This is a genomic window from Streptomyces sp. 1222.5 (assembly GCF_900105245.1).
Lineage (GTDB): Bacteria > Actinomycetota > Actinomycetes > Streptomycetales > Streptomycetaceae > Streptomyces > Streptomyces albidocamelliae.
Map to the genome: position 1 here is coordinate 3,654,202 of NZ_FNSZ01000001.1, position 25,662 is coordinate 3,679,863.

A 25,662-nucleotide genomic window follows, 5' to 3' on the forward strand; every position below is an offset into this window, starting at 1 on the left:
TCGGCTTCAGACTGCGGCCATGAGCCGGATGACCTGGGCGGCCTTCGCCGCCGCCGAACCCGATTTCGCCCGGACCGTCGAGCGGCGCTTCGGCGCGTTCCGGCACCACGTCCTCGCCACACTCCGCAAGGACGGCTCGCCGCGCACCTCCGGCCTGGAGGCCGACTTCCGCGCGGGTGAGCTGTGGCTCGGCATGATGGACGGCTCCCTCAAGGCCCGTGATCTGCGCAGCGACCCGCGCTTCGCCCTCCAGGCGAACCCGGGAGGGGGCACGGACCTGGGCGGCGGGGACGTACGGATCGCGGGACGGGCGTACGAGGCCGGCGCGGAGACGAAGGCCTGGTACGGGGAAGAGGTGGAACCGCCGCAGCCGTTCCACCTCTTCCGCACCGAGGTGACGGAGGTCGTGCTGACCCGCGTCGAGGACGAGACCTACCTGGTGGTCCAGGTGTGGAAGCCCGGAGAGCCGGTGCGCACTCTCAAGCGGACCTGATCGCCCGGACTACTCCCACTCGATGGTGCCCGGCGGCTTCGAGGTCACGTCGACCACGACCCGGTTGACGTCCCGGACCTCGTTGGTGATCCGGGTCGAGATCTTCGCCAGGACGTCGTAGGGCAGCCGCGACCAGTCGGCGGTCATGGCGTCCTCGGAGGAGACCGGGCGCAGGACGATCGGGTGGCCGTAGGTGCGGCCGTCGCCCTGGACGCCCACGCTGCGGACGTCGGCGAGCAGGACCACCGGGCACTGCCAGATGTCACGGTCGAGGCCGGCCGCGGTCAGCTCCTCGCGGGCGATGGCGTCGGCCTCGCGCAGCAGGTCCAGACGCTCCTTGGTGACCTCGCCGACGATGCGGATGCCGAGGCCCGGGCCCGGGAAGGGCTGGCGCTGGACGATCTCCTCGGGCAGGCCCAGCTCGTGGCCGACCATCCGGACCTCGTCCTTGAACAGCTTGCGCAGCGGCTCGATCAGCTTGAACTCGAGGTCCTCGGGCAGGCCGCCGACGTTGTGGTGCGACTTGATGTTGGCGGTGCCGGAGCCGCCGCCGGACTCGACGACGTCCGGGTACAGGGTGCCCTGGACCAGGAACTCCACGGCCGGGCCCGCGTCGGCGATGATCTCGGCCTGCGCCTGCTCGAAGACGCGGATGAACTCGCGGCCGATGATCTTGCGCTTCTCCTCCGGGTCGGAGACGCCCTTGAGGGCGGTGAGGAAGCGCTCCTCGGCGTCGACGACCTTCAGCTGCACGCCGGTGGCCGCGACGAAGTCCTTCTCGACCTGCTCGGTCTCGCCCTTGCGCATCAGACCGTGGTCGACGTAGACGCAGGTGAGCTGGGAGCCGATGGCCTTCTGGACGAGCGCGGCGGCGACGGCGGAGTCCACCCCGCCGGACAGGCCGCAGATGGCGCGCTTGTCACCGACCAGCTCGCGGATCGCGGCGACCTGCTCGTCGATCACGTTGCCGGTCGTCCAGTCGGGCTTGAGGCCGGCGCCGCGGTACAGGAAGTGCTCCAGCACCTGCTGGCCGTGCGTGGAGTGCATGACCTCGGGGTGGTACTGGACGCCGTAGAGCTTCTTCTCGTCGTTCTCGAAGGCGGCGACCGGGACGACCTCGGTGGAGGCGGTGACGGTGAAGCCCTCGGGGGCGGCGGAGCAGGCGTCGCCGTGCGACATCCACACGTGCTGCTCGTCGGGGGTGCCCTCGAAGAGGGTGGACGAGTTCTTGGAGACGTGCAGATCGGTGCGGCCGTACTCACGGGCGCCGGTGTTGTCGACGGTACCGCCGAGGACCTGCGCCATGAGCTGGAAGCCGTAGCACATGCCGAAGACGGGGACGCCGGCCTCGAAGAGCTCGCCGTCGAGGCGGGGGGCGCCCTCCTCGTACACGGACGAGGGGCCGCCGGAGAGGATGATCGCCGCGGGGTTCTTGGCGAGCATCTCCTGGACCGGCATGGTGCTCGGCACGATCTCGCTGTAGACCCGCGCCTCGCGGACGCGACGGGCGATGAGCTGGGCGTACTGCGCGCCGAAGTCGACGACCAGGACGGTGTCGGGGTTGGCGGCAGTGGGAGTCGCTGATGACACGGGGTGCCTTCTGGTGGTCGGGCGGGGGTCTGTGCTACCGAGTCTAACGGGGAGGGCGGTGCGGCATCCCCGGTAAGGGGGCCGTGGCATACTGGCCTCATGTTCACGCAGACGACCTACGTCTTTACCTATGGCACCGGGCCCGCCGGCTGCCATGGTCGTGCTGCTTGAGCGAACGCCAAGCGACTTCCCAGGCGCCCCGGGCCGACAAGGCCCGGGGCGCCTGTCGTTTTCCGGGTTCCGCCGGCCCAGGGCATCCACCATCCCGAACGAGGAGCCCGACGTGACCACCACCAGCCCGGAAGCGATCACCAGCCCCGCAGCGGGCCTCACCCCGGCAGCGGCCTCCGGCCCAGCACCGGCCACCGCACCGGAGGCGACCATCGCCGACGCCCGTGAGCGCATCGACGTGCTCGACGACCGGATCATCGGTCTCATCCAGGAGCGGATGGCCGTCTCCGCCGTCGTCCAGCGGACCCGCATCGCCTCCGGCGGCCGCCGCGTGCACCTGTCCCGCGAGATGGAGATCCTCGGCCGCTACCGCGACGCCCTCGGCAAGCCCGGCACCCCGCTGGCCATGACGCTGCTGGAGCTGTGCCGGGGTCGCATCTGAGTTCGGACCCGGTCTCACCCGTACGGCGCGTGACCGGCTCGCGCACCGCTTCGTTGAGGGGAGTGTCCGTGCCAGCCAGGGGCGGGCCCGACAGAACCACGCGTGGCTCGCTGGAGTGATGAGGCGTACGGGTCGTGCCGTACGCCGTGGGACCTCGCTCCAGGAAGTGACCGGACGGCAGGGGACAGCAGCCCGGTCACCCAAGAGAAACGGCCGGCTCCGGGGACGCCCGGGGCCGACCGGCGGAAAAACTGCAAATATGCACCAGTGCCGGGTCAAACGGTTGCGGATGCCGCGCTCATCCAGCACGATGCGTACAGCCCCAAGTCCCGGCGCAGACAACGGCATTGGGTGCACCGGCCGACCGCCACAGGTCGTGCCCATCCGCCATGAAGGCAACACGAACAAGCGGCGCAACCCCCCGGCGCCGCTCCCAGGCACCGGCGCTGCCCTGACGCCGGTGCTGACTGAAAGAAGGGCCCCGCGACCTCTCCGTCCCGCGGGGCCCTTCGTCATGTCCTCGATCACCGCGGCCCGGTCATGTGACCCACCGCACACGAAAAACCCGCGTGGGCCGGGCAACCCTTCCGCCTTTTCGCTGATCAAACCTGCCGGATCAAGAAACCGGTGCGCCGGCTCACGAGACGGTGAGAGGGAGCTGCCTTCGGAGGGGGAGGCAGCTCCCTCTTGGCCGTCCCGGGCCTTCCGGCTCCCGGGCCTTCCGCCTCCGGCCTACCGGCCCACGGCCTACTTCTTCGGCGGTACCGCCGGCATCCCGAGGAACGGCAGCCGCAGCGCGCCGAACGCCTCCGCCGGGACCGCCGGGGTCTGCGGCTCGACCGGCTTCAGCCGCTCGTACGCCGTCCCCGTCGCCGGACGCGGGTCCGCCTCGCCCTTGTTCGGCCAGAAGGACATCGCCCGCTCGGCCTGCGCGGTGATCGTCAGCGACGGGTTGACGCCCAGGTTCGCCGAGACCGCGGCGCCGTCCACGACCGAGATACCGGGGTGGCCGTACAGCCGGTGGTACGGGTCGATCACGCCGGTCTCCGCGGAGTCGCCGATGGGGCAGCCACCGAGGAAGTGCGCGGTGAGCGGGGTGCCCATCAGCTCGCCGACGTTGCTGCCCGCGAAGCCGTTGATCTCGGAGGCGAGCGCGGAGGCGGCCTCCGTGGCGGCCTTGATCTGCTTGGGGTTCGGGGCGCCGTGTCCCTGGCGTGCGGTCAGCAGCCCCTTGCCGAGGCCGCCCGGCTTCAGGTACGTCGTCAGGGAGTTGTCCAGGGACTGCATGACCAGCCCGATGATGGTCCGCTCCGACCAGCGCCGGTTGGACAGGGAGCGGGCGACCAGCACGGGATGCCGGGCGGCGTTCGCCAGCCAGGCCAGCACGCGCGAGGAGCCCTCGGCGTACGGCACCTGGAGGATGGAGAGGCCGCCCATTGAGTTGGAGCCCTTGCCGTAGCGGACCGGCTCGATGTGGGTGTTCTCGTCGGGGTGGATCGAGGACGTGATGGCGACTCCGCGCGTGAAGTCGGCCCGCGGTTCGCCGGTCGCCCTGCGGTAGCGGCGGTCGTCGGTCTGCGCGCCGACCAGCGCCTCGGAGTTGGTGCGCGTCAGGTCGCCCAGCCGGTTCGACAGGTACGGCAGGTGGCCGGCTGCCTTCATGCGGTGCAGCAGGGTCTGCGTGCCGTAGGTGCCGGCCGCGAGCACCACTCGGCGTGCGGTGAGGATCCGGCCCGCGCCCTTCTTCTTCCGGTCGGTCGGCAGGGTCGCGACGGCGTACCCGCCGCGCGAGTCGTCCGTGACCGACACGACCGTGGTCATGGGGTGGACCACCGCGCCCGCCTTCTCGGCGAGGTGGAGGTAGTTCTCGTTGAGGGTGTTCTTCGCCCCGTGCCGGCAGCCGGTCATGCACTCGCCGCACTCGGTGCACGCCTTGCGGGCGGGGCCGGCCCCGCCGAAGTACGGGTCCGCCACCTCGCCGCCCGGCCGCGCCTTCGCCGTGCCGTCGGCGTCCTCGCCGTCGCCGAAGAAGACGCCGACCGGGGCGAGGTGGAAGGTGTCGCCGACGCCCATCCGCTGGGCCGCCGCCTTCAGGTGCACGTCGGAGGGGGTCATGGTCGGGTTGAGCCGTACGCCGAGCATCCGCCGTGCCTGGTCGTAGTACGGCTTCAGCTCCTCCTCCCAGTCGGTGATGTCCCGCCACTGGGGGTCGTCGAAGAACGGCTTCGGCGGCACGTAGAGGGTGTTGGCGTAGTTGAGGGAGCCGCCGCCGACGCCCGCGCCGGCCAGCACCATCACATTGCCCAGCAGATGGATGCGCTGGATGCCGAACATGCCGAGCCGGGGGGCCCACAGGTAGTTCCGCAGGTCCCACGAGTTCTTCGGGAGGCTGTCCCGGGTGAAGCGGCGGCCCGCCTCCAGGACGCCCACCCGGTACCCCTTCTCGGTGAGGCGGAGTGCGGACACCGAGCCCCCGAACCCCGAACCGACGACGATGACGTCGTAGTCGTACCCGTCCTTGTCCCGGGTCTGGGCGGACTTCTCCTGCGACACGTGCTCTCCTCGTCGAGAACGGGGGTGGGAACGGGGATCGGGGTCAGGGTCTGGTGGAGTCGGGTGAAGGGCCGGCTAGCGGAAGCGGAAGGCCTTCATCAGGCGCAGGCTACGGCTCATGAAGGCCGCGTACCTCTCGTCGTCCATGCCCAGCGAGGGCGCCATCGGTAGCAGTCGCTGCTGGGCCACCGTCTGGGCCTCGGTGTACTTGAGGATGCCCTCGGAGCCGTGCCGGCGGCCGAGTCCGGAGTCCTTCATGCCGCCCATCGGGGACTGGACGCTGCCGTAGGCGGGCGCGTAGCCCTCGTTGACGTTGACCGTGCCGGTGCGCAGGCGCGAGGCGACGTCGAGGCCGCGGCGGGCGTCCTTCGTCCACACGGACGCGTTCAGGCCGTACGGCGTGGCGTTGGCGCGCTCGACGACCTCCTCGTCGCTCTTGAAACGGTAGACCGAGACCACCGGGCCGAACGTCTCCTCCTCGCACACGGCCATGGAGTCCTCGACGCCGTCGAGGATGGTCGGCTCGAAGAAGTAGGGGCCGATGTCCGGGCGGGCGACGCCTCCGGCTACCAGCTTCGCGCCCTTGGCCACGGCCTCCTGCACATGGCGTTCCACCGTCTCGAGCTGCCGCTCGCCGACCAGCGAGCCCATGTCCGCGCCGTAGGCGAGGGAGTTGCCGAGCCGCATGGCCCGGGTGCGGGCGGCGAAGCGCTCCAGGAAGGCGTCGGCGACCGACTCGTGGACGTACAGCCGCTCGATGGAGATGCAGAGCTGGCCGGCCGAGGAGAAACAGGCGCGGACGGCGCCGGCGGCGGCCTTCTCGATGTCGGCGTCGTCCAGCACCAGCATGGCGTTCTTGCCGCCGAGTTCGAGGGAGACGCCGACCAGGCGGGCTGCGGCGCCCTGGGCGACCTCGCGGCCGGTACGGGTGGAGCCGGTGAAGGAGACGTAGTCGGCGTGCTTGACCAGCTCCGGGCCGACGACCGGGCCCTCGCCGAGGACGACCTGGAAGACGCCCTCGGGCAGACCGGACTCGATGAGCAGGTCGCGGGCCCACAGCGCGGTGAGGCAGGTCTCCGTGTCCGGCTTCATGACCACCGCGTTGCCCGACACGAAGGCGGGCAGGGCGTCGCCGACGGACAGCTCCAGCGGGTAGTTCCAGGGGGCGATCTGGCCCACGACTCCGCGCGGGTGCCGCAGTTCGGAGACCTTCGTCAGGGTCGGCATGGCGCCCGCGTGCCGCTTCGGCCGCAGATAAGCGGCGGCCCGGCGGCCGTAGTGGCGGGCCGCGACGGCGACTGCCTGCACCTCCTCGTGGGCGTGCAGCCGGGCCTTGCCGGTCTCCAGCTGCACGAGGTCGAGCACCTCGGCCTGCCGCTCCAGCAGCAGGTCGTGGAAGCGGAGCAGGACGGCGGCCCGCTGCCGTACCGGGACCTTCGCCCACACGGCCTGCGCGGCACGGGCCGCCTCGAAGGCCCGGAGCACGTCCTCGGGGGTGGACTCGGGCAGGTCGGCCAGCTTCTCGCCGGTGAAGGGGGTGTGGTTGGCGGTGCGTCCCGAGCCGACGACGCCCTTGGTGAGCTGGGCCACCAGTTCCGGGGTGACCACGTCGGCGGCGGTGCGGGCGCCCGCGGGCGCGGGTGCGAGGGGGTTGGTACCGGCGATGTCCGGGGCCTGCGTGTCCGTCATGAGGCGCAGGGTATGCCGGTGGGGAAGCTTTGTGTACCCGTCGGTAACGGGGATTCACCGACCGCTCACACACTGCCAGTGATCACTGGCAGCAAATGTGCTGATCAGGGCGTGGGGGTACCGAAGGCCACGACGATCATTCGGCTCCGGGTTTTTTCGCGAGGAGCAGGCCGAGGGCGGCGAAGGGGGTGCGGCGGCGCGGGTCGGCGGGCGGGGCGGGAGCGGGCGCCGGGGACCGGGTGGGTGACCCGGGCCCGGCCGACGGCTCCGGTAGCCCCGGCTCCCCGGACTCCGACTCCCCCGGCTCCTCCCGCGGCTCCGGTTCCCCCGGCCGCTCCGCCTGCTCCGGTACGGGCGCCGGCCCCAGGTACGCGCGCAGTGCCGCCTCCGCCTCGTCCGCGCCGGGCCGCGCCTCGGGCGCGTCGGCCTGGAGCCGGTCCAGCAGCGGGCCGAGCGGGCCGGGGTCGGCGTCCCCGAGGGCACCGCGCAGCAGCGCGCCCAGGGACCACAGGTCGGAGGCCGGACCGGCACCGGGCCCCGCCGCCCGCTCGGGGGCCACGAACCCGGCGGGCGCCTCGTCCGGGTGGCCGTCGCCGATGCCGAAGTCGGTGAGCACCACCCGCCCGGTGCCCTCCTCCAGCAGGACGTTGGCCGGCTTGACGTCCCGGTGGACGATGCCGACGGCGTGGGCGGCACGCAGGGCGCCGAGGACGGCGAGTCCGACCCGGGCGGCCTCGGCGGGCGGCAGCGGGCCGCGCCGCAGGGCCGTCTCCAGGGACTCGCCCTCCACCAACTCCATGACGATCCACGGCACTTCGGCCTCGGTGACGACGTCGTGCACCGTGACGGCGGACGGGTGCCGTACCCGCGTGGCGGTACGGGCCTCCCGGTAGAGGCGGTGCGCGACGCGCCGGCTCTCCTCGTCCTCGGCCGGATCGCCGGGCAGCAGCGGCTCCTTGACGGCGACCCGGACGTCGTCCCGTTCGTCCCGGGCACGCCAGACGGTCCCGGCCGGACCGGAGCCGAGGCGCCCGGTCAGCCGGTAACGGCCGCCGATCAGACGTCCGTCGGGCGGGTGTTCGCCGTCTTCAGTCATGTCACATGAGTACCGTGCGCACCACGCCGTTGTCGAAGCGGGCGGTCAGGCGGCCCACCGGTGCAGGGTGAAGCCGTCGCGCGCCCTCCGCACCTCCACCGCGCCGGCTCCGGCGAAGTGGGCGGGAATCACCAACGCCCGTTCGTCCGCGGCACGTTCCAGCTCACGGCGCCTGGTCCCGGCCGCCTGCCGCGGGTCGAGGCAGAAGCAGCTGCTGCACTCGGGCCGCAGGATCTGCACCGGGCTGTGCAGCAGGTCGCCGACGAACACGGCGCGTTCGCCACGGGAGGCGACGCGCAGGACGGAGGAGCCCGGTGTGTGTCCGGGGGCGGGCGCGAGGACGAGGTGCTCGTCGATCCGGTGCTCCCCCTCCCACACCTGCGCCTGTCCGGCCCGGTGCACGGGCGCGACGCTGTCCTCGTAGAGGAGCCGGTCGTCCACCCGCACTCCGCCCCCGTAGCCGCCCTCGGGTCCGAAGTGGTGGTCGTCGGCGGCCGGGAGCAGGTACCGGGCGTTCGGGAAGGTCGGCACCCACGCGCCGCCGGCGTCCCGGGTGTTCCAGCCGACGTGGTCGGCGTGGATGTGGGTGTTCACCACGAGGTCGACGTCCGCCGGGTCCACGCCGGCCCGCCGGAGCCGTCCGGGCAGGTCGCCGTCGCGCCGGTGGAACTGCGGGTTCGCGGGCCGCTCCCGGTCCCGGCCCACCCCGGTGTCGACGAGCACGGTTCGCCCGCCGCTGCGCACCACCCAGGTCTGCAGCGCGGCAACGGCCAGGTCCTCCGCGGGCTGCCAGTGGCCGGGGGCGAGCTGGTCCTCGTACTCCCGCCACAGCTCGGGGCGGCTTTCGGGGACGAGACGGCGGGCCGGAGCGAGCGGGCCCCGCCACTCGACGACCCGCAGGACCTCGACGTCGCCGATCATGAACTTCTGCACGGTGTCTTCAGCCATACGCAGGACACTAGAAGGGCGAGGTGAGCATTTCGATGCTCACCATGCTCGATCGAATACGCTGGCGTCTCATGGATGTGGTGAGCGACGCGATCTCCGCGGTCCGGGCCGGCCGTCCCTCCTCGAACCGGCTCCGGGTGACCGGCTCGTGGTGCGTACGGCTGGCGCCGTACGAGGGGGCGGGCTTCCACGTCGTGCTCGGCGGTTCCTGCCGGCTGCTCACCGACGGCGGCGGCGAGCCCGTGGCCCTGGGTCCGGGCGACGTGGTGCTGCTTCCGCACGGGACCGGGCATCTGCTGGCGGACGGCTCGCGGCGCCCGGTGGACGTCCGCCGAGCGGTGCCGTTCGAGGAGGTGCGGGACACCGGCGCGGTGCTGCCCGGCGGCGGCCCCGAGGTGGAACTGCTGTGCGGCAAGTACCGGCTGGACCGCAGCCGGACGCACCCCCTGCTGGCGGAGCTGCCGGATCTGGTGCTGCTGCCCCACCGGGCCGGGGAGAACGCCGAACTGCGCTCCGCGGTGGACCTGTTGTGCCGGGAGCTGGCCGGTGCGCGGCCCGGCGGCAGTCTGGCCCTGCCCAGTCTGCTGGACCTGCTGCTGGTCTACATGGTCCGCGCCTGGACGGCCGGGGCACACACCGGCAGCTGGCCGGCCGCGCTGAGCGACCCGGCGACGGCCGCGGCCCTCGCCGCCCTGCACGCCGAACCGGCCGCTCCCTGGACCACCGGCCTGCTGGCCGCGCGTGCCGGTGTCTCCCGCGCCACCCTCGCCCGCCGCTTCACCTCCCTGGTCGGCCGTCCGCCCATGGCGTACCTCACCTGGTGGCGGCTGACGCTGGCCGCGACCCGGCTGCGCGACTCCGACGCACCGCTCGCGACGGTGGCCCGGGAGACGGGGTACGGCAGCCCCTACGCGCTGTCGCACGCGTTCAGCCGGGAGTTCGGGATGACACCGGGCCGGTACCGCGGCCTCAGGGCTTCATGACGTCAGCCCTTCGTGACGTCGGGGCTTGCGCAAGGGCATGCGTCAGGGCTTGGTGACGTCCAGGTTCGCGATCGCCGCCTTCGCCACCTCCCGGCCCCGGGCGGTGAAGTCGCCCGCGCCCGGATAGCCGACGACGAGCGTGTACAGGTCCCCGGCGGTGGTCCGGTAGTAGAAGATCTGGAGTTCGCGCGGACGGGGGTCCTCGCTGTCGTCGGTCTTGTAGCTGACGGTGTTCTGCGCGGCCTGTCTGCCGTGGTACGTGGCCGTGTCGTCCGGGTGGGTCCTGGCGCCCTCGGGCATGTCGAGCCGGTACTCGCCCTCGTTGCGGAACTTCTCGTCGTCGGCGTACATCTGAGACCGCGCGGTGTTCTTGATCTCGTGCAGGGAGTCCTGCGCCTTCCGGGCCAGGTGCAGCTCGACCCGGATGCTTCCGCTCCAGTCCGCGTACGCCACCCAGTTCCTGTCGGAGTCGTCCTTGGCGGGCCGGGCGACCTGGTAGCCGGCGGGGACGGCGAGGGTGGCGCCCAGCCGGGCCTCCGGCCGCTTCTTCCAGCCGTCGGGCAGGGGGCCCGCGAACGGGTCGGCCAGGACGAGGTACCCCGCCACGGCGGCGGCCACCACGGCCGCGCCGAGGCCCAGCCACACCCCGCGACCGAGGCGCCGTGACCTGGCGGCGGGCGCCTCCCCCGGGGCGGTCGTCGCCACGGGCCGGGTCGGCGCGGGGGGCGCCGGGGGCTTCGCCGCCTCCTCCAGCAGCGCGCGGACCCGGTCCGCGGCCGGCCGGTGCGCGGGGTCCTTCTGGAGCAGTCCGTTGATGACCTCGGCCAGCGGGCCCGAGGCGGACGCGGGCGCGGCGGGCGTGGCGTTGAGGACGGACTGGAGGGTCGCCGGGGTGTTGCTGCGGCGGAACGGCGAGACGCCCTCGGTGGCCGTGTACAGGACCACGCCGAGGGACCACAGGTCGCTCGCCGGTCCGGGCCGCTGCCCCAGCACCCGTTCCGGCGCGATGTACTCGGGCGAGCCGACGAAGCCGCCGGTGTCCGTGAGCCGCGTGTCGCCCTCGATCTGGGCGATCCCGAAGTCGGTGAGGACCACCCGGTCGTACCGGCCGAGCAGGACGTTGTCGGGCTTGACGTCCCGGTGCAGGACGCCCGCCGCGTGCGCCGCCTCCAGCGCGCCCAGCACCTCCAGGCCGACCCGGGCCGCCTCGCGCGCGTCCAGGGTGCCCTCCTGGAGCGCGCTGCCGAGGGTGCGGCCGCGCACCAGCTCCATCACGATCCACGGGCGGTCGTCGACGACCGCGACGTCGTACACGTTCACCACGGACGGGTGGTCGAGTCGGGCCGCGGCGCGGGCCTCACGGCGCATGCGCTCGTAGGCGTTGGCGCGTTCCCGTTCGGGAAGGTGGTCGGGGACGCGGGGCTCCTTGACGGCGACCTCGCGGTCCACCGTCTCGTCCTTGGCCCGCCACACGGTGCCCATGCCCCCGTGGCCCAGCCTGCCCAGCAGCCGGTAGCGGCCCGCGATCAGCCGTCCGCCGCCCGGTACCTGCGCGGGGAGGGACGGGGCCGCGGGGGCCCCGGGCACGGCGGCGGCCGGTACGGCGTGCGGATCCGGATGGGAGGCGGGGTGCGCCTGCGGCTGCGGGGCCGGGTGCGCGTGCCCCTGCGCCTCCGGTCGGTGCTGCCACTGCGGCTGCGGCGGTCGCAGAACGAAGCTCGTCGTGTCGTCGGTCCCGTGACCGGCTCCCCCGTCATTGCTCATGCTTCATCCATATCGCGCCGACGGCGCCCGCATCCACAGCGAACACGAACCGGTCACACACCCGTGACCGTGCCGCCGAGGGCCCGGTACGCGCACGTCCGCCCCGCGGGGACGGGGCGCTCAGCCGCGCGAGGCGCGGAAGGTGTCGACCGCCACGTCGAAGTACTCGCGGGCCTCGCTGACGTCGCCGACCGGCGCCGACACCCACACGTCGTACATGCGCCCGGATTCCTCCCAGCACAGGTCGAAGGTGTGCCGCGGGCCCTCGGTGGCGCTGAAGCCGTCCCAGGTGAACTCCCACAGCGCGGCGGGGTGTCCGTCGTGCTCGGTGCCGGTGACCCGGCCGTCGCGGTAACCGGGGTTGTTGGCCGGTCCCTTGGCCGCGGACCGCTCCATCACGAGCCGCGGACCGCCCGGTTGGACACCGGTGACCTTCACACCGAGGCGGAAGGTGCCGCCGGGCGAGAGGAAGAAGACACGCTCGCCCTCGCGGCTGCGGGTGAAGCCCTCCGGTACGGCGAGGGAGTACCCGGCCGGTTCCCGCGCCGTGCGGTAACCGGAGGGCGCCGGACGCGAGCCGCCGGTGGCGCCGGGCGACGTACCCGGGGCTCCGCTGGCCGGGGGTGCGCTCGTGCCCGTGCCGGTCCGGGTCGCCGGGGACGTCGCCGTACCGCCGGGTCGGCCCCCGCCCCCGTCCCCGCCCCCGTGCAGCAGCAGCGCCGCGGCCGACACACCGGCCCCGGCCAGCGCGGCGACGAGCAGGGCCGCGATGAGCACCGGGCGCCGGGACGGCCGGGGCACGGCGGAGGTGAGCGGACCGCGGTGCGGGACGTCCCGCTGCGTCGGCGTGTAGGGCGCGGGCACCTTCCCCGTACGGCCCGTCCGGCTGCCGCCGAACCGGGGGACGCGCCCGTTGCCGTGGCCGCCCGCCGCACCGGGGCCGCCCGGCCCGAGGGGTGTCCGTCCCGTCTCCAGGTACGTCCGCAGCATGCGCTCGGCGTCCGCCGTGCCGAGCCGCCGGTCGGGATCGCGGTCCAGCAGGCCCCGTACGACGGGCAGCAGCGGCTCGGCCTGCGCGGGCGGCCGGATGTCGTCGGCGACCACGGCGTGCAGGATGCCGCCGAGCGAGTCGCGCCGGAACGGGGACTCGCCGCTGAGCACCGTGCACAACAGGGCGCCCAGCGACCACAGATCGGACTCGGGCCCGGTGCGCAGCCCCGACATCCGCTCCGGAGCGGTGTATTCGGGCGAGCCGACGAAGGAGCCGGTCTCGGTGAGCGTGGTGGCGCCCGCGACCTGCGCGATGCCGAAGTCGGTGAGCACGACCCGGTCGGTGCCGGACTCGATCAGGACGTTCGCGGGCTTGATGTCCCGGTGCAGCACCCCCGCCTCGTGGGCGGTGCGCAGCGCGCTCAGCAGGGCGATGCCGATGCGCGCGGCCTCGGCGGCGTCGACCGGGCCCTGCCGGGCGATCCGGTCGGCGAGCGAACCGCCGTCCACCAACTCCATGACGAGGTAGGGCCGGTCGTCCTGCTCCACGACGTCGTGCACGACGATGATGTGCGGATGGCGCAGCTGGGCGACCGCGCGCGCCTCCCGGAAGATGCGGTCGCGGCGCCGGCGCGCGTCGTCGTCCGCGAACGAGTCGTCCGGGAGAAGCTCCTTGACCGCCACCAGGCGGCCCAGCACCTGATCGCTCGCCCGCCACACGACGCCCATGCCGCCACGCCCGATGCGTTCCTCCAGGCGGTAACGGCCCGCGATCACCCGGAAGTCGGCGCCCTCGGTCCCCATGCGCCCATCATGCCGCACCGGACCCATGCGCTCCGGGGCGCCGATCGGCCAAGCCGAACCGCCCAACCTGCATTTCCGGCCGTCCTCGGCCGTTTCGGGCGCCTCGGCGCCGCGGCCGGATCAGCCCGCCTCCGGCTGCTGCCAGCCCCGCAGTACCCACGTGAACTGCCGGCTGGTCGTCGGCCAGTCCTGGGCCGGAGCGGACATGTAGATCGCGTACTCGGTGCCCTGACGCGAGAAGTACGTCTCCTCGATGGCGCGCCGGGGGCCGGGGACGAAGGGCGGGTCGTTCTTCAGCGCCGTCCAGGTGTATTCCCACACCGCGCCCTTGCAGTCGCGGTAGGTGTTCTCGGTCATCTGCACGCGCTTGTAGTCGAGCAGCCGCTGCAGCTGCTGCTCCAGGTCCTTCTGGTGGGACACCGGATCGGCGAAGTCGGATGAGCCGTCGATGGCGATGCGGACGAAGTGCCTGCCCTGGTCCGGCGTGTAGTCGACCTGCTTGAGATCGCCCTGGATGGAGTACACCTTGCGCTTCCAGCCCTTGGGCAGGGAGAGGCTGAAGCCCAGCGGGTCGTGGTAGGTCCGCCAGCCGGCCGGGATCGCACCGCCCGGGCTCGGTGACGCGCCGCCGCCCGAGGACGCCGGCGCGGGACTCGTGCCGTCCCCCGTCCCGGTGCCGGTGTCCGATCGCGTTCCGTCCCACTTCTGGTAGGCCACCGCCGCGCCGCCGCCGAGCACGGCCGCGAAGGCGACGACGAGGGCGAGTGTGCGCAGCCGTCGTCGTGGCCGGCCCGCCGTCCGGCCGCCAGCCGCCTGGGACACGGACGCCACGGCCGTGGGGCCGGTCGCCGAACGCCCCGTGCCCGGCACCGTACTCGTGCCGTGCGTGGCAGCCGCCGTACCGGAGCCGTACCCCGAAGTGCCGTGCCCGTAGCCCGCGGTGTCCGGCCCGTGGTCCGCGGGGCCCTGCCGGCGGCTCCGGCCCGCGGACAGACCCGAGCTCTGCGTCGGAACGAACGCCTGTGCCGTGCTCGGCCGGCGGCCCTCCGCCGCCTCGGCGAGCATCTGCTCCGCGTCCTCCGCGCCCGGCCGCTGGCCCGGTTCCTTGCGCAGCATGGCGGCGATGACGGGCCCCAGCGGACCGGCGTGCCGCGGCTCCTCCGCCTCCTCCTCGACGACCGCCTGCATCGTGCCCAGCGGCGAGGTGCGGCGGAACGGCGAGCGGCCCTCGACGGCCGTGTACAGCGTCGCGCCGAGCGCCCACAGGTCCGAGGACGGGCCGGGGTCATGGCCGCGCACCCGTTCCGGCGCGAGGTAGTCGACCGAGCCGACGACCTCTCCGGTGCGGGTGATGGTCGTGTCGCCCTCGATCTGGGCGATGCCGAAGTCGGTGAGCAGGACACGACCGTCCTGCCCGAGAAGGACGTTGCCGGGCTTGACGTCCCGGTGCAGGACTCCGGCGGAGTGCGCGGCGCGCAGCGCCCGCAGCACCCACAGCCCGATGCGCGCGGCCTCCCGCGGCTCGACGCGTCCCTGTTCCTTGACCGCGTCGGCCAGCGAATGGCCCTCGACCAGCTCCATCACGATCCACGGGCGGCCGTCGTGTTCGAGCACGTCGTGCACGGTGACGACGGCGGAGTGGTTGATGCGCGCGGCGGCACGCGCCTCGGCGCGGGTACGGGCGAGCAGAACGGCGCGGTCGCCGTCGGAGACGTAGAGAGCGGCGGTCAACTCCTTGACGGCGACCGACCTGTGCAGCACCTCGTCGTGGGCGCGCCACACCCGGCCCATGCCGCCGCTGCCGATGGAATCGGCGAGACGGTAGCGGCCCGCTATGAGCAGGCCCTGCATCTGATTCACGTTGCCCCGCAATGCTCTTGACAGGGTCAGACTAAGGACCGCCCCTCCCTCTGGGAACAAGCGGGGTACCAAGGTGACAGTCCTGTGACGGTTGTCGTGTTCCGGGCCGCCCCACCGGTATACGGGGCGCTCAACCCGTGTAGCGGTACGTCGCCGTGGCCTGGTCGTAGAGCCGCGTGATCTCGTCCCGCTGGGCTTCGGGACCGCGCACCTGGACGAGGTGGTAGCGGCCGTCGATCAGGATCGCCATGTTGCGCACGAACAGGTCGCGTCCCTGGCCGTCGGTCCAGGTGAACTGCCCCTCCGCCATGGTCCGCCCGCCCACCTCGATGGTTCTCAGGCCGGTGGCGGTGGACCAGCTGGAGTCCCGGTACGGCTGGAGTTCCTTCTCCTTGTCCCGCTGGTAGACCATCGGATCGCTGCCGTAGGACGAGGTGCCGTCCCGGCCGGGCACGAGGATCAGCTCGAAGTTCCCGTGCGCGTAGACCACCTGGCCGCTGCCGTTCCTGGGCGTGCGGTCCCAGCCCTTGGCCACGGCGACCTGGAAGCCGTCGGGGTCCTTGCGCAGGGTGAAGCCGTCGGCGACGGCAGGGTCGCCACCGGTCTGCGTCCCGGTGGCCGGCGCGGAGGCCGAGGGGCTGCCGTCCGGTGTGCTCCGTCCGGACGTCGGTCCGGCCGAGCGGGAGGGCGCCGGACTCGCCTGCCCCGCGCTGCCGGTGCGGTCGTCCCCCGCCGCGCCGTCCTCCTTCTGCTTCGGCATGAACAGCATCGCGTAGGCGACCGCGCCGGCCAGCAGGACCAGGATCAGCAGGAGCAGGATCCGGCCGAGGCTGCGCGGCGAACCGCGGCCCTCCCGCGCACGCTTGTGGCGGCCGTGGGGATGGGTGTCGGGCAGGGCTGCGCGGCGCCGCCGGACCAGTTCGCCACGGCGCCGGACGATCGGCAGCCGCCTCGGGTCGGCGGGCGGGACGGGGACGACGTGCGTACCGGCGTCCGGCTCGGGCGCGGACCGCACCAGCGAGCGCAGCCAGCCGCTCAGTTCCTCGAAGTCCAGCCGGTCGGTGGGGTCCTGGCGCAGCAGCGACTCCACCACCGGGCGCAGCGGTCCGCACTCCTCGGCGAACGCGGGCGGCTCGGCGCACACCAGCTGGACCAGTTCGGCGGTGGACTCCTCGGGGTAGGGCGCGTGTCCCTGCACGGCGCGGAAGAGCAGCGCGCCGAGGGCCCACAGGTCGGTCTCGGGGCCGACCGGCGCGGCCAGCTGCCAGTTCTCGTGCACGGGCCCGGCCTGCTCCGGTGCCCACCGCTCGGTCACCGGCCCCACCACCGTCATCCGCACCTGCCGCGCCCGCTCGGCGGCCAGTGCGGTCCCGGGCCCCCGGCGTACGGCACTGCCGGCCCGCTCCTCGCCCCAGCGCGCGGTCGCCTGCGCGGGGAGAGCGGGGGTGGTGCTCCGATGGCCGGGGCCGTCGGGTGCCTGCGGGGCGAGGTCCGCCCGGGGTGCGGTGCCCGGCCGGCCGGTGTGCGGGTCGCCCGGGGGGAGACCGGCCCGCTGGGGAGCGCCGCCCAGGGCCGGGGGCGTCGCTCCGGTGCCGGTACGCGGCGCGGCGCCGTGCCAGGGCGCTCCCTGCACGCCGTAGGGGTCGGCTATCCGGCCGGGCGGCGTCGCACCGCCCGTCCCGGTGGCGTACGGCGACGGCGGCGCGGCGTCGGCCCGGCCCGTGCCGGTGTCGTCCTCGGCGGGCGGGCGGGCGCCGGGCAGGGCGGCGCGCCCGTTCTGCTGGGCCTCCTGCACGCGGGCGGCGGCACGGGCGCCCGCGCGGTAGGCGGCGATGGCACCGGCCCGGGCGGCCCGGATGTCCCCGCCGCTCTCCAGGGCCCGCTGTCCCGCCGGACCGGACGGCGCCCCGGGCGCACCGGGCCCGCCGGAGACGCCGTCGGCCCCCGCGGACAGCCCGCCGGCCGCCCTCGCCCGGATCGCGGCCCGGCGTGCGGCCTCCGGATCGACGTCCGGCGCCGGGACACCGCCGGGACCGACAGCCTCGCCGGGCCCGCCCGCGGCGCCGCCACGAGCACCGGGGCCGGGGGAGCCCGCGGCCCCACGGTCACCTGCCGGGTGCGTGCCTGGACCTGAGCCCGGGCCCACCGCGGGTCCCGGCCCGGGCCCCTCTGCCGCCCGCGCGTCCGGCTCGAAGCCTTCCTGGGCCGGCACCGGGTCGTAGCCGCACAGGGCCTCCTCCGCCGCGCCGACCGCGAGCCCGGTGAGCATCACGCGGCCGTCGTCGCAGACGAGGACCGTACGGGCGGTGATGTTGCGGTGCACCCAGCCGTGGGCGTGCAGCACCCGGAGCGCCATCAGCACGTCGGCGGCGACCTCGGCCGCCCGGTACGGCGTCAACGGCTTGTCCGCGAGGAGCGCGGACAGCGGGCGTGCGGCCACCAGCTCGCTGACCACCCACAGTGACCCACCCTCGGCGAACACGTCGAACACCTGGTCCAGCCGGGGATGGTCGGGGATGCGGGCCGCGGCCTGCGCGGCCTCCACGGCGCGCCGCACCGCGGGATCGGCGGGGCGCCGGGTCGCGGTCCGGGTCGCCGGTCCGGGACGGGTGGCGCGCGCCCGTGCGGTGAAGCCCTCGGGCAGCCCCTCCGCGTCGAGCACCTCGGCCTCGACGACCTCGGGCAACGGCACCTGACGGACAAGCACTTCCTGACCGCTGTAGGTGTCGAAGGCCCGGCTCTCGGTCAGCTCGTACTCGTCGGACGGCGGCAACGGCAGGCGGTACCGGTCGGCGAGCACCCGACCCGCGTAGTCGTCCACTGCGCCTCCCCCGGCCGCCCTTCGGTCACATCCGTTCGCCTCGCGGACCGTTTCGCACACCCGTCCGGCTGCGTACGGTCCGCAACCATTCACGATACGTGCCGGAGGCAACCCGCACGGAGTGGATGACGGATTCTCACGCGGCAAACCGGCCGTGAACGTCTACGACTTGGGCCGGAAGGACTTCGTCAGCGTCTTCCAGGTGTCCTTGCGCAGCTCGCTGCCCCAGTTGGCGGCCTTCGCGCTGTACATCAGTCCGTAACCCTGATGCCCGTTCACCACGAAGCCCCGATCGATGCTGCGGTACTTGGTGCCGCCCTCGGAGTAGGTGAACTCCCAGTCGGCGGTGTTCCAGTTCCGGTAGTCCACCGCCTCAATGCGGATCCGCCGGTACTGGGCGCGGACCATGCCGCGTTCCTGGTTCTTCCAGTCCGCCACCGGGTCGCTCTTGGGCGTGCTGGTCCACCCGACGAGCAGCCGCTGGCCCTCGGGCCCGGTGTAGCGGTCGCCGGCGCCGTCGGAGGACTTGAACGACCAGCCCTTGGGCAGCCCGATCGAGTAGCCCTGACCGCTCTTGCGGGTCGTGACCGCCGGCGCCGCGTCGGAGGAGCCCTTGTCGCCGGAGTCGTCCGGGTCGGACTTGTCGTCGGACGCGCTCGCGCTGGCGTCGGTCGCCTTGTCCGAGTCCGAACCGGTGCTCGCGGGAGCCGAGTTCGCGTCCCCGGCCCGGGTCCCGCCGTCCTTGCCCCGCGTGCCGCCCGTGCTCTTGTCCTGCTTGGTGGAGGCGCTGCCGCTCGCCGCGGGCGCGGCTCCGCCGCTCCCGCCGTCCTTGTCGCCGCCGTTCAGGGTCAGGACGAGCACCGTGCCGAGCACCGCGAGGGCGACCAGTACGGCGATGACGATCAGGGTGCGCTTGGGCACCACGTCGGTCAGCGGCGCCCGGGGCACCGGACGCGGCGGCAGGTCGAGGTCCGGCGGCGGTACCACCGGCCAGCCCGAACTCGGCTTCTTCGCAGCGGTGTCCGGTGTGGTGGCGGCGTCCGGGGTGGTGGCCGCCGGCCTGCCCGCACTCCCGGTGCCCGCGGATCCGGCGGAGCCGGGCTTCGTGCCGGCGGTCGCGCCTCCCGCCCCGGCCGCAGCGCCGGTGCCGGACTTGGCCGTGCCCGGCTTGGCGGTGTCGGGCTTGGCGGTGTCACCGCCGGTCTTCGACCGCGCCGCGGCCGCGGCGGTGGCCGCACCCGCGGCCTTGCGGACCGAACGCAGCGCGCCGCGCAGCTTCTCCCCCGCCTCCTCGCCCCGCTTGCCCTCGCGCGAGTCGGGCTGCCCCGGCAGCGGAACCACCCGCGTGGCGTCCATCGACTCCGGCTCCGGGGCGTGGACGACCACGCTCAGCATGGCCCGGGCCCCGGCGTCGTCGAGCCGCTTGGCCGGGTCCTTGGTGAGCAGGCCGTAGATGACGTCCCTGAGCGGGCCCGCGTTCTTGGGCTCCTCCAGGGGCTCGGTCATCACCGCGGTGAGCGTGGCGATCGCCGAACCCTTGTCGTACGGCGGAATGCCTTCCACCGCCGCGTACAGCAGTCCGCCGAGCGACCACAGGTCGGCCGCCGGTCCGGGCTTGTGGCCGCGGGCGCGCTCGGGGGAGATGTAGGAGGGCGCGCCGACGAGCATGCCGGTGGAGGTGATGGACGGGTCGCCCTCGACCTGCGCGATGCCGAAGTCGGTGAGCACGACCCGGCCGTCCTCGGCGATGAGCACGTTGGACGGCTTCACGTCCCGGTGCAGGATGCCCTCGCGGTGCGCGGAACGCAGCACGTCGAGGATGGCGAGCCCCACCTCGGCGGCCCGCTTCGGCTCCAGCAGGCCGTCCTCGCGGATGACCTCGGCGAGGGACTTGCCCTCCACCAACTCCATGACGATCCAGGGCCGGTCGTCCTCGTCGACCACGTCGAAGACCGTCACCGCGCTGTTGTTGCGGATCCTCGCGATCGCCTTCGCCTCGCGCAGGGTGCGCGTGATCAGGCGCCGCTTCTCGTCCTCGTCGATGTTCGTCGGGAACCGCAGTTCCTTGACGGCGACCGTCCGGTCCAGGGTCTCGTCCTCGGCACGCCAGACGGTGCCCATGCCGCCCCGGCCCAGCACGTCTCCCAGCCGGTACCGCCCGGCGAGGAGACGCCGCTCGTTCTTGTCCCGACGAGTCTCCTGACGAGATGTTCCCGCCCGCTCCGCCTCCGACATGCGTCCCCTCATACAACCCGCCCTGACAGAGCCTCCATTGTCTCTCACCCGACAAGTGGCCGACGCCCAGGGTGCCTCTGGCCGCGGCCCGCCCTCCGCGCACCGGGCACCCCCCTGAATCATGCGTTCCGCTTACCGGGATGATGACCCGCAAGAAGGGAGGAACCGGCATGCCGACACTCAGGTCACTGCTGCCCCTGGCGGTGTCCGCGGCCCTGCTGCTGGCCCCGGCGGCACGTCCGGACGCCGGCCGGACCGCGCACGTCGACACCGTCCTGCCGCTGCTCGTCTCCGAGGGCGGGGCGCCCGCCGCCGCCCTGCTGACCCGGGACGAGGGCCACGACCACTACATGGCCGCGGGCCGGGGTATCGCCCGCGCCGACCACTTCCGGGCCGGCAGCGTCACCAAGACCTTCATCGCCACGCTCGTGCTCCAACTGGCCGCCGAGCACCGGCTCTCCCTGTCCGACACCGTGGAGCGACACCTGCCGGGACTGCTCCGCGGGCCCGGCACCGACGGCCGGGACATCACCCTGCGCGCCCTGCTCACCCACACCAGCGGGCTGCCCGACTTCACCGAAGCCACGCACGGCACCGTGCCCCTGACCGCGTCTCAGGCCGTCCGCCTGGCGCTCCTCCTCCCTCCGGCCCACCGGGGCCGCTACTCCTACTCCAGCACCAACTACGTCCTGCTCGGCCTGGTCGTCCGCCAGGTCACCGGTCACTCCTACGCCACCGAGGCCGAGCGGCGCATCATCGCCCCGCTGGGTCTGACCGGCACCTCCTTCCCGGGATCACGCACCTCTCTGCCCTCGCCGCACGGCCGCGCCTACGCCGCCGATGGCTCCGACGTCACCCGGCTCGACCCGCGCGTGGCCGGCGCGGCGGGTGAGCTGGTGACCACGCTGGCCGACCTCGACCGCTTCTACGCGGCGCTGCTCGGCGGCCGGCTGCTGCCCCCGCGCCGGCTGCGCGAGATGCTCGACACCCTTGCCGCACACGGCGCGTACGGCATGGGCCTGTTTCCGGTGAGACTGCCCTGCGGCACCACGGTGTGGGGACACAACGGCCGGATATCCGGCAGCTACGTGCGCAGCGCGGCCACCGCCGACGGCCGGCGTGTCCTCACCTTCCGGGTGAACACGGACGCGATCGCAGAGCCCCGCCTCGAACCGGCCCTGCTCGAAGCCGAGTTCTGCCCTCGCACCTGGTAGAACGTGCCGGTTCCGCACAAAGATCCCGGTACACGACACTCGTTCGAGTGAACCCCGCGCCGTCAGGTGAGCGGCACGATGTCCGGTGCGCCCAGGCGTGCCGCGTCCGCCGTGAGGTCGTCCGGCTGGAGCTGGGACTCCCGCTCCGCCTCCACCCGCTTCTCGTAGTGCTCGACCTCGCGCTCGATCCGGTCCTTGTCCCAGCCGAGGACCGGGGCCATCAGCTCGGCCGCCTCACGGGCGCTGCGGGTGCCCCGGTCGAAGGTCTCGATGGAGATGCGGGTGCGGCGGGTGAGCACGTCGTCCAGGTGCCGGGCGCCCTCGTGCGAGGCGGCGTACACCACCTCGGCGCGCAGGTAGTCGTCGGCGGCGTGCAGCGGCTCGCCGAGGGCGGGGTCGGCGGCGATGAGGTCCAGGATCTCCTCGGCCATCGAGCCGTACCGGTTCAGCAGGTGCTCGACCCGGACCACGTGCAGGCCCGTGCGGGCGGCGATCCGCGCTCGCGCGTTCCACAGCGCCTGGTAACCCTCCGCGCCCAGCAGCGGGGTCTCCTCCGTGACGCAGTCGGCGACGCGCATGTCGAGGCCGTGCACCGCCTCGTCCACGGCGTCCTTCGCCATCACCCGGTAGGTCGTGTACTTGCCGCCCGCCACGACGACCAGTCCGGGGGCCGGGTGGGCGACCGTGTGTTCCCGGGACAGCTTGCTGGTGGCGTCGGACTCGCCGGCCAGCAGCGGCCGCAGACCGGCGTACACCCCCTGCACGTCGTCGCGGCTGAGCGGCACCGCCAGTACCGAGTTCACGTGCTCCAGCAGGTAGTCGATGTCGGCGCTGGACGCGGCCGGGTGCGCCTTGTCCAGGTCCCAGCCGGTGTCCGTGGTACCGATGATCCAGTGTCGTCCCCAGGGAATGACGAAGAGAACGGACTTCTCCGTGCGCAGGATGAGGCCCGTGGTGGAGTGGATGCGGTCCTTGGGCACCACCAGGTGGATGCCCTTGGAGGCGCGGACGTGGAACTGACCGCGCTCGCCCACCATGGCCTGGGTGTCGTCGGTCCACACACCGGTGGCGTTGACGATCTGCTTGGCGCGGATCTCGTACTCCCCGCCGCCCTCCACGTCCTGCACCCGGGCGCCGACGACCCGCTCGCCCTCGCGCAGGAACCCGGTCACGCGCGCACGGTTGGCCACCTTCGCGCCGTAGGACGCCGCCGTGCGCACCAGGGTGGCGACGAACCGGGCGTCGTCCATCTGGGCGTCGTAGTACTGAAGGGCGCCGACGAGGGCGTCCTTGCGCAGGCAGGGCGCGACGCGCAGGGCGTGACGACGGCTCAGGTGACGGTGCAGGGGCAGGCCCCGGCCGTGGCCGCGGGCCATGGACATCGCGTCGTAGAGCGCGACGCCCGAGCCCGCGTACAGCCGCTCCCAGCCCTTGTGCTGCAACGGGTACAGGAAGGGCACCGGCTTGACCAGGTGCGGGGCGAGCCGCTCCAGGAGCAGACCGCGCTCCTTGAGGGCCTCACGGACCAGCGCGAAGTCGAGCATCTCCAGATAGCGCAGGCCGCCGTGTATCAGTTTGCTGGACCGGCTGGAGGTGCCGGACGCCCAGTCGCGGGCCTCGACCAGTCCGGTGGACAGGCCGCGGGTGACCGCGTCGAGCGCGGTACCGGCTCCGACGACTCCACCGCCGACCACCAGTACGTCCAGCTCGCGCTCCGCCATCGCCGCCAGTGCCTCGGCGCGCTGCGCCGGCCCCAGAGTCGCTGTCCTCACCGCTGCCTCCCGCTGTCGCACATCGCTCGCGTCGGCCGCACCCGGTGGGCGAAGCCCGGTTCACCCCCTCCTCATGCCCAAATTCTGACCGGGTTGCCCGACTTCAGCCACCACGGGCTTCCAACCTGTGGACAACTCGCGCACAACCCTCGCAAGACACACGAACACAATCACACATGGTGGTCATATGTGTACCTAGTCTGACATTGCACTCGCTCTGGCTGTCCACAGCGGTTGCGCACCTGTCCCGCTCCGGCTACTGGGAAGGACGGCCCACGCATGCCCGCAGACCTCGCCGTCATCGGACTCGGCCCCTACGGCTTGCCGCTCGCCCAAGCCGCGGTCGCGGCGGGCATCCACACCGTCGGCTACGCCACCGGCCCGGAGGCGGGGTCGCTGAGCCCCGCCGAACTGCGCCGGATGCACTCCGCGGGCTTCCGGCCCGTCACCGACCCGGCCCAGCTCGGCCGGGTGCGCACCGCGGTGATCTGCGCGCCGACCCCACGCGGCGCCGACGGCGGGGTCGACCTCGGCCAGGTCGAGTCCGCCGCCCGCACCCTGGCCGCGCGGCTCCGCCCGCACACCACGGTCATCCTGGAGTCCCCGGTGCTGCCCGGGACGACGGAGAAGTTCCTGCGCCCCCTGCTGGAGGAGGGCTCGGGCCTGCGGGCCGGACGCGACTTCCACCTCGCCTACTCCCCCAGCCGGGTCGACCCCGGCAACCGCGACCACACCCCCGGCAACATTCCCAAGGTCATCGGCGGGCTCACCCCCGCCTGCACCGAGTCGGCGGCCGCCTTCTACGGCCGGCTCACCGACAAGGTCGTACGCGCCCGCGGGCTGCGCGAGGCGGAGACCGTGCAGCTGCTGGAGACGAACTTCCGGCACGTGAACATCGCCCTCGTCAACGAGATGGCCGTGCTCTGCCACGATCTGGGCGTCGACCTGTGGGACGTCGTCCGCTGCGCGGAGACCAAGCCCTTCGGCTTCCAGGCGTTCCGGCCGGGACCGGGCGTCGGCGGCCACGGCGCCCCGCAGGACCTCACCGGGCACGCCGGCCGCACGCTGCGCATGGTGGAGCTGGCCCAGCAGGTCAACCACCGCATGCCCCGCTACGTCGTCCAGCGCGCCGCCACCCTCCTCAACGAGCACGGCAAGTCCGCCCGCGGTGCCCGCGTCCTGCTGCTCGGCGTCACCTACAAGGCCGACCTCGCCGATCTGCAGGGCACGCCCGCGCGGGAGATCGCGATCCGGCTGATGGAGCTGGGCGCCTCCGTCAGCTACCACGACCCCCACGTGCCCGCGTGGAACGTCCTGGACCGCCCGGTCCCGCGCGCGGACTCCCTGTACGAGGCGGCCGCCGACGCCGACCTGACGATCCTGCTCCAGCCGCACCGCACCTACGACCTCCAGGGCCTGTCGGTGAAGGCCCAGCTGCTGCTGGACACGCGGGGGGCCACGCCCGCGGGAGCGGCGCACCGGCTCTAGGCGGGCACTGGCCGAAAACGATCGCGCACGGAAAGCGGTCACGAACGGAAAACAGCCGGGGGCGTTGTCGCCCCCGGCTGTTAGTCTCCCTCGGACTCGCCGCATTCGCGTGCGCATGTCATTCTTTTCCGCCATCCAGTTGTGCACAACACGGGGGGATTCCTGTCATGAGCCAGTCAGCTCCGCAGCCGCCGCAGTCGGGGCCGGTCGACGGCAACCCGTTCGCGAAGGAGGCGCCGGCGCCCGCCCCGGGAGCGCCGTACCCGCCGCAGCCGGGCGCCTTCGCGCCGCCGGCGCCGGCCGCGCCCAGCCGCAACAACATCGCCCTCGGCCTGGTCGCGGCCGTCGTCGCCGCCGTGGCCACGGCCGCCCTGTACGGCCTCATCATCGGCGGCACCAAGCACGAGATCGGCTGGGCGGCCGTCGGTGTCGGCTTCGTCATCGGTCTCGCGGCCGGCAAGGCCGGTGGCAACAACCCGGTCCTCCCCGTCGTCAGCGCGATCCTCGCGCTGGGCGCGGTCTACATCGGCCAGCTGGTCGGCGAGGCGATGATCGGCGCGGACCAGCTGCACGTGAGCTTCAGCGAGCTGTTCTTCCAGCACTTCGACGTGGTCCAGAAGGTCTGGAAGGAGGACGCCGATCCGCTCACCTTCGTGTTCTTCGCGATCGCCGCGTTCGCCGCGTTCTCCGGCAGCAAGAAGGCCGCCCAGTAGGCGAGCCGCCCGTTCGGGAAAGGGCCCGGCCACCGC

Annotated in this window: 17 protein-coding genes; 6 read left to right on the plus strand and 11 right to left on the minus strand. The window is 73.3% G+C overall.

Annotated elements, in window-relative coordinates; all coding sequences use genetic code 11:
- Window positions 1-28: 28 nt before the first annotated feature.
- Window positions 29-493, plus strand: coding sequence for a pyridoxamine 5'-phosphate oxidase family protein (locus BLW57_RS16315; RefSeq protein ID WP_093475374.1), 465 nt, complete (start codon window positions 29-31; stop codon window positions 491-493).
- A gap of 9 nt (window positions 494-502) precedes the next feature.
- Here the strand turns inward: BLW57_RS16315 and guaA are convergent, their stop codons facing one another.
- On the minus strand, window positions 503-2,083 hold the full coding sequence (guaA, locus tag BLW57_RS16320; protein ID WP_093475376.1) for a glutamine-hydrolyzing GMP synthase: 1,581 nt from the start codon (window positions 2,081-2,083) through the stop codon (window positions 503-505).
- A 283-nt stretch (window positions 2,084-2,366) separates the two neighbouring features.
- On the opposite strand from guaA, the gene BLW57_RS16325 reads away from it, so the two are divergent.
- Complete coding sequence (locus BLW57_RS16325) at window positions 2,367-2,696, plus strand: chorismate mutase (protein WP_371127795.1); 330 nt, start codon at window positions 2,367-2,369, stop codon at window positions 2,694-2,696.
- 747 nt (window positions 2,697-3,443) lie between these two features.
- On the opposite strand, the gene BLW57_RS16330 is transcribed toward BLW57_RS16325, so the two are convergent.
- The 4 genes from BLW57_RS16330 to BLW57_RS16345 all read right to left on the minus strand — a co-directional run bounded on the left by BLW57_RS16330 (window position 3,444) and on the right by BLW57_RS16345 (window position 8,982).
- The gene (locus BLW57_RS16330) at window positions 3,444-5,249 is read right to left on the minus strand and encodes a GMC family oxidoreductase N-terminal domain-containing protein (protein ID WP_093475377.1); all 1,806 of its coding nucleotides are present in this window, start codon (window positions 5,247-5,249) and stop codon (window positions 3,444-3,446) included.
- Window positions 5,250-5,324: 75 nt separating this feature from the next.
- A complete protein-coding gene (locus BLW57_RS16335) occupies window positions 5,325-6,938 on the minus strand; it encodes a succinic semialdehyde dehydrogenase (protein WP_093475379.1) in 1,614 nt (537 codons plus the stop codon).
- A 136-nt stretch (window positions 6,939-7,074) separates the two neighbouring features.
- Complete coding sequence (locus BLW57_RS16340) at window positions 7,075-8,034, minus strand: serine/threonine-protein kinase (protein WP_093475380.1); 960 nt, start codon at window positions 8,032-8,034, stop codon at window positions 7,075-7,077.
- Window positions 8,035-8,079: 45 nt separating this feature from the next.
- Window positions 8,080-8,982 (minus strand): MBL fold metallo-hydrolase, encoded by a 903-nt coding sequence (locus BLW57_RS16345; RefSeq protein WP_093475382.1) that lies wholly within the window; start codon window positions 8,980-8,982, stop codon window positions 8,080-8,082.
- 71 nt (window positions 8,983-9,053) lie between these two features.
- On the opposite strand from BLW57_RS16345, the gene BLW57_RS16350 reads away from it, so the two are divergent.
- Entirely contained in the window at window positions 9,054-9,965 is a 912-nt protein-coding gene (locus tag BLW57_RS16350; protein ID WP_093475383.1) for an AraC family transcriptional regulator, read from the plus strand.
- Window positions 9,966-10,007: 42 nt separating this feature from the next.
- Here BLW57_RS16350 and BLW57_RS16355 read toward each other — a convergent pair whose 3' ends face one another.
- The 5 genes from BLW57_RS16355 to BLW57_RS16375 form a co-directional block, all read right to left on the minus strand.
- Window positions 10,008-11,729 carry a serine/threonine-protein kinase gene (locus tag BLW57_RS16355; RefSeq protein ID WP_093475385.1) on the minus strand — a complete coding sequence of 574 codons (1,722 nt, stop codon included), beginning with the start codon at window positions 11,727-11,729 and terminating at the stop codon, window positions 10,008-10,010.
- Window positions 11,730-11,849: 120 nt separating this feature from the next.
- Entirely contained in the window at window positions 11,850-13,523 is a 1,674-nt protein-coding gene (locus BLW57_RS16360) for a serine/threonine-protein kinase (RefSeq protein ID WP_093475386.1), read from the minus strand.
- A gap of 120 nt (window positions 13,524-13,643) precedes the next feature.
- Complete coding sequence (locus tag BLW57_RS16365) at window positions 13,644-15,374, minus strand: serine/threonine-protein kinase (RefSeq protein ID WP_093475388.1); 1,731 nt, start codon at window positions 15,372-15,374, stop codon at window positions 13,644-13,646.
- Between the two features lie 139 nt (window positions 15,375-15,513).
- The gene (locus BLW57_RS16370; RefSeq protein WP_093475389.1) at window positions 15,514-18,204 is read right to left on the minus strand and encodes a protein kinase; all 2,691 of its coding nucleotides are present in this window, start codon (window positions 18,202-18,204) and stop codon (window positions 15,514-15,516) included.
- 162 nt (window positions 18,205-18,366) lie between these two features.
- The gene (locus tag BLW57_RS16375) at window positions 18,367-20,439 is read right to left on the minus strand and encodes a serine/threonine-protein kinase (protein WP_093475391.1); all 2,073 of its coding nucleotides are present in this window, start codon (window positions 20,437-20,439) and stop codon (window positions 18,367-18,369) included.
- A gap of 170 nt (window positions 20,440-20,609) precedes the next feature.
- Between BLW57_RS16375 and BLW57_RS16380 the strand changes: the two genes are divergently transcribed.
- Window positions 20,610-21,653 (plus strand): serine hydrolase domain-containing protein, encoded by a 1,044-nt coding sequence (locus BLW57_RS16380; protein ID WP_093475392.1) that lies wholly within the window; start codon window positions 20,610-20,612, stop codon window positions 21,651-21,653.
- A 62-nt stretch (window positions 21,654-21,715) separates the two neighbouring features.
- Here BLW57_RS16380 and BLW57_RS16385 read toward each other — a convergent pair whose 3' ends face one another.
- Window positions 21,716-23,425 (minus strand): glycerol-3-phosphate dehydrogenase/oxidase, encoded by a 1,710-nt coding sequence (locus BLW57_RS16385; RefSeq protein WP_093475394.1) that lies wholly within the window; start codon window positions 23,423-23,425, stop codon window positions 21,716-21,718.
- Window positions 23,426-23,704: 279 nt separating this feature from the next.
- Here BLW57_RS16385 and BLW57_RS16390 point away from each other — a divergent pair, with 279 nt between their 5' ends.
- Both BLW57_RS16390 and BLW57_RS16395 read left to right on the plus strand, forming a co-directional pair.
- On the plus strand, window positions 23,705-24,913 hold the full coding sequence (locus BLW57_RS16390; protein WP_093475395.1) for a nucleotide sugar dehydrogenase: 1,209 nt from the start codon (window positions 23,705-23,707) through the stop codon (window positions 24,911-24,913).
- A gap of 167 nt (window positions 24,914-25,080) precedes the next feature.
- On the plus strand, window positions 25,081-25,626 hold the full coding sequence (locus tag BLW57_RS16395) for a hypothetical protein (RefSeq protein ID WP_093475397.1): 546 nt from the start codon (window positions 25,081-25,083) through the stop codon (window positions 25,624-25,626).
- Window positions 25,627-25,662: the final 36 nt, after the last annotated feature.

Bases quoted from the DNA above. Each gene is read 5' to 3' on its own strand.
- BLW57_RS16375 (WP_093475391.1), bottom strand. From the start codon at position 20,439: ATGTCGGAGGCGGAGCGGGCGGGAACATCTCGTCAGGAGACTCGTCGG.
- BLW57_RS16360 (WP_093475386.1), bottom strand. From the start codon at position 13,523: ATGGGGACCGAGGGCGCCGACTTCCGGGTGATCGCGGGCCGTTACCGC.
- BLW57_RS16315 (WP_093475374.1), top strand. From the start codon at position 29: ATGACCTGGGCGGCCTTCGCCGCCGCCGAACCCGATTTCGCCCGGACC.
- BLW57_RS16380 (WP_093475392.1), top strand. From the start codon at position 20,610: ATGCCGACACTCAGGTCACTGCTGCCCCTGGCGGTGTCCGCGGCCCTG.
- BLW57_RS16395 (WP_093475397.1), top strand. From the start codon at position 25,081: ATGAGCCAGTCAGCTCCGCAGCCGCCGCAGTCGGGGCCGGTCGACGGC.
- BLW57_RS16390 (WP_093475395.1), top strand. From the start codon at position 23,705: ATGCCCGCAGACCTCGCCGTCATCGGACTCGGCCCCTACGGCTTGCCG.
- BLW57_RS16350 (WP_093475383.1), top strand. From the start codon at position 9,054: ATGGATGTGGTGAGCGACGCGATCTCCGCGGTCCGGGCCGGCCGTCCC.
- BLW57_RS16340 (WP_093475380.1), bottom strand. From the start codon at position 8,034: ATGACTGAAGACGGCGAACACCCGCCCGACGGACGTCTGATCGGCGGC.
- BLW57_RS16365 (WP_093475388.1), bottom strand. From the start codon at position 15,374: ATGCAGGGCCTGCTCATAGCGGGCCGCTACCGTCTCGCCGATTCCATC.
- BLW57_RS16335 (WP_093475379.1), bottom strand. From the start codon at position 6,938: ATGACGGACACGCAGGCCCCGGACATCGCCGGTACCAACCCCCTCGCA.
- BLW57_RS16355 (WP_093475385.1), bottom strand. From the start codon at position 11,729: ATGAGCAATGACGGGGGAGCCGGTCACGGGACCGACGACACGACGAGC.
- BLW57_RS16345 (WP_093475382.1), bottom strand. From the start codon at position 8,982: ATGGCTGAAGACACCGTGCAGAAGTTCATGATCGGCGACGTCGAGGTC.